The organism is Arthrobacter crystallopoietes BAB-32 (genome assembly GCF_000328305.2).
GTDB lineage: Bacteria > Actinomycetota > Actinomycetes > Actinomycetales > Micrococcaceae > Crystallibacter > Crystallibacter crystallopoietes_A.
This window is the reverse complement of record NZ_ANPE02000045.1, coordinates 1-3,169: the sequence shown is the minus strand read 5'-3', so window position 1 is coordinate 3,169 and position 3,169 is coordinate 1. Positions and strand designations below refer to the sequence as shown.

Sequence of the window (3,169 nt, the reverse complement as noted above, 5' to 3'; positions counted from 1 at the left end):
CAGCCCGGACGCGGCCGGCCCGTCGGCCGAAGCCAGCACCGGCAGCGGCAATGCGCTGGAAAACCGCGCGGGGGAGGAGCGCTGATGCAGCGGACTCGCGTGGCGTACCTGGCCGCCGCCTGGTGCCTGTCCTATCCGGATGAGGAGTTGCTCGAGCGGCTGCCCGCGATCAGGGCCGCGCTGGCCGAGCAGCCCGGGCTGGCGGCGTCCTTCGCCGCGGTGCTGGACCGGCTGGGCTCGGCACCGCTGGCCGAGGTCCAGGCCGGCTACGTCCAGGAATTCGACCTCAGCCGCCGGCACGCCCTGCACCTGTCCTACTGGACCGACGGCGACACGCGCCGCCGCGGCGAAGTGCTGACAGCGTTCAAACAGGTCTACCGGGACAGCGGAGCGCTGGTGAACACGCACGGCGAACTGCCGGACTTCCTGCCGATGGTGCTCGAGTTCGCCGCAACCGTTGACATCGACGCCGGACGCAAGCTGCTCACGGACTACCGGCCGAGCCTGGAAATGCTGCGCCTCGCCCTGCTCGATGACGGGCTGCCCGAGGCCTCGATCCTGCAGTGCCTCTGCGACAGCCTGCCCGGAAAATCGCCGGCCGACCGGCAGGAAATCATGCGGATGGCCGGCTATGGTCCGCCTACCGAGAGCGTCGGCCTCGACCCCTACGATCCGCGTTTGCTCCCGATGCAAGGAGGACACTGATGACGGATGTGCTGCTCTGGGGCGTGCTGCCCTACGTTATGGTTGCCATCCTCGTCGGCGGCAGCATCTGGCGCTACAAATACGACCAGTTCGGCTGGACCACCAGGTCCTCCCAGCTGTACGAGTCAAGGCTGCTGCGGATCGGGTCGCCGGTCTTCCACTTCGGCATCCTGGCCGTGATCGCCGGCCATTTCTTCGGCCTCGTGATTCCGAAATCCTGGACCGAGGCCATCGGCATGAGCCAGGACTTCTACCACTTCAACGCGCTGTTCGTCGGCGGCATCGCCGGTGTCTGCACGCTGGGCGGGATCATCATCCTGATCTACCGCCGGCGCCGCACCGGGCCGGTCTTCATGGCGACGACCAAGAACGACAAGTTCATGTACGTGGTGCTGGTCGCCGCCATCGTCTTCGGGCTCTGGACGACCCTGGCCAGCGTGTTCATGGGCGACCACGGCCACAACTACCGGGAGACGGTCTCGCCCTGGTTCAGGTCGCTGTTCATCTTCCAGCCGGACATCGCTTCGATGGCCAACGCTCCGTTCTCGTTCCACCTGCACACGCTGGTCGGCATGCTGCTGTTCGCCATCTGGCCCTTCACGCGGCTGGTGCACGCCTTCACCGCGCCCCTGCACTACCTGTTCCGGCCGTACATCATCTACCGGAGCCGCGACATCCGGCGTGCGCCGGGCAGCAGGGCCCAGCACCCCGGCTGGCAGCCGGTCGGAACCCGGGACCGGGAACGCAAATAGGAGGACTGCGCGGTGGACATTCGTACGCCCGGGCAATCCCGGAACCTGGCGCTGGCCACGCTGGCCTCGGTGGTGGCCTTCTGGGCCTGGACCATCATTGCGCCGTTGAGCGCCCGCTACACCGAAATGCTGGACCTCAGCCCGACCCAGACATCGATCCTGGTCGCGATGCCGGTCTTCGTCGGCTCCCTCGGACGCATCCTCGTCGGGTCGCTGACCGACCGCTTCGGCGGCCGGAAGATGTTCACCCTCGTCCTGGTGGCGACGGCGCCGGCGGTCATCCTGGTCGGCGTGGCCGGGCTGCTGCAGTCCTATCTCCTGCTGGTGGTCTTTGCCTTCTTCCTGGGCGTCGCCGGCACCGTCTTCGCCGTCGGCATTCCCTTCATCAGCCCCTGGTACCACCCGTCCCGGCGCGGGTTCGCCACTGGCGTCTTCGGTGCAGGCATGGGCGGCACCGCGCTTTCCGCGTTCCTGACGCCCCGCCTGGTCGGCTGGATCGGCTATTTCCCGACCCACTTGCTGGTCGCCGCACTGCTGCTGGTCGCGGCAGGCATTGTGTGGGCCCTGATCCGCGAAGCCCCGGGCTGGGCAGCGAACACCAGCCCCGTGGTGCCCAAGCTGGTGGCCGCGGCCAAGCTCCGGGTCACCTGGGAGATGTGCTTCCTGTACGGCATCGTCTTCGGCGGCTTCGTGTCCTTCAGCAATTACCTGCCGACCTACCTGCGCGACATTTACGCGATGGATCCGACCGGGGCAGGTACCCGCACCGCCGGCTTTGCGCTGGCCGCCGTGCTCGCCCGTCCCGTCGGCGGCATCATCGCCGACAAGATCGGCTCCAAGCCCGTCGTCCTGTTCTCCCTGGCCGCGGTGGCCGTGCTCGCCTTCGTCGTCAACCTCCGGCCGGACGGCGAAATACCCGCCGGCCTGACCTTCCTGGCCATGGCAGCAGCCCTGGGCCTGGGGACCGGCGGCGTTTTCGCCTGGGTCGGCACCAGTTCTCCGCCCGAGCGGGTAGGCGCCGTCACCGGTATTGTCAGTGCCGCCGGAGGGCTGGGCGGCTACTTCCCGCCGCTGATCATGGGCGCCACCTACAACGCCGAGGAGAACAGCTACGCGATCGGCCTGCTGCTGCTGGTCGGCACGGCCTTGGCGGCCCTGGCCTACACCCTGATCTTCCTGAAGGGGCAGCGGCGGAAAGTCGCCGTCGGATCCTGAAACAGCAGGCCGGCGGATACTTAGGCTTTCGCACCAAAGGCAGGGTACGACGTCGTCGATTTGGCGGGGGTGCCATGTCTCCCGTAAACTTGAACCACCAAAGACCGCCGGTCGTTGATCTCCCCTGTGGAGATCAGCCGAAAGTCCCACGCATGGGACGGCCTGCGCAGGTGAACGAAGCAATCCTCCATGATGCTACCTAGACAATATTGGGTGTGGCATGTCGAGGCGAAGCCCCGTGCATCTGCCCGGGGCGTTTTTATTGCGTGCGGCCCGATCCACCGGCACTATCCCCGGAAGGAGGGTTATGGCAACGCCAACCAAGGTGGCAGCAGTTGAAGAAATCACCAACGATTTCAAGGATTCCACTGCCGCAGTCCTAACCGAATACCGCGGGCTTACCGTTGCACAGCTCAAGGAGCTGCGTGTTTCTCTCGGCCAGGAGACCAAGTTCTCCGTCGTCAAGAACACCCTGACTGGCATTGCAGCCAAGGAAG

At 66.4% G+C, this 3,169-nt stretch carries 4 protein-coding genes; all 4 read left to right on the top strand.

From position 1 onward, the window contains the following. The first annotated feature begins 84 nt into the window (after positions 1 to 84). Positions 85 to 705 carry a nitrate reductase molybdenum cofactor assembly chaperone gene (gene narJ / locus D477_RS01195; protein ID WP_005266471.1) on the top strand — a complete coding sequence of 207 codons (621 nt, stop codon included), beginning with the start codon at positions 85 to 87 and terminating at the stop codon, positions 703 to 705. Next, the gene (gene narI, locus D477_RS01190) at positions 705 to 1,457 is read left to right on the top strand and encodes a respiratory nitrate reductase subunit gamma (protein WP_005266470.1); all 753 of its coding nucleotides are present in this window, start codon (positions 705 to 707) and stop codon (positions 1,455 to 1,457) included. The genes narJ and narI overlap by 1 nt, the downstream gene beginning before the upstream one ends. Positions 1,458 to 1,469: 12 nt before the next feature. After that, a complete protein-coding gene (locus tag D477_RS01185) occupies positions 1,470 to 2,672 on the top strand; it encodes an MFS transporter (protein WP_005266469.1) in 1,203 nt (400 codons plus the stop codon). 307 nt (positions 2,673 to 2,979) lie between these two features. Then, positions 2,980 to 3,169: 50S ribosomal protein L10 (rplJ, locus tag D477_RS01180; RefSeq protein ID WP_005266467.1), on the top strand; the 190-nt coding region annotated here is incomplete at its 3' end.

What these genes read in the sequence shown, in the direction of transcription:
- narJ (WP_005266471.1), top strand. Translation starts at nt 85, where the DNA reads ATGCAGCGGACTCGCGTGGCGTACCTGGCCGCCGCCTGGTGCCTGTCC.
- narI (WP_005266470.1), top strand. Translation starts at nt 705, where the DNA reads ATGACGGATGTGCTGCTCTGGGGCGTGCTGCCCTACGTTATGGTTGCC.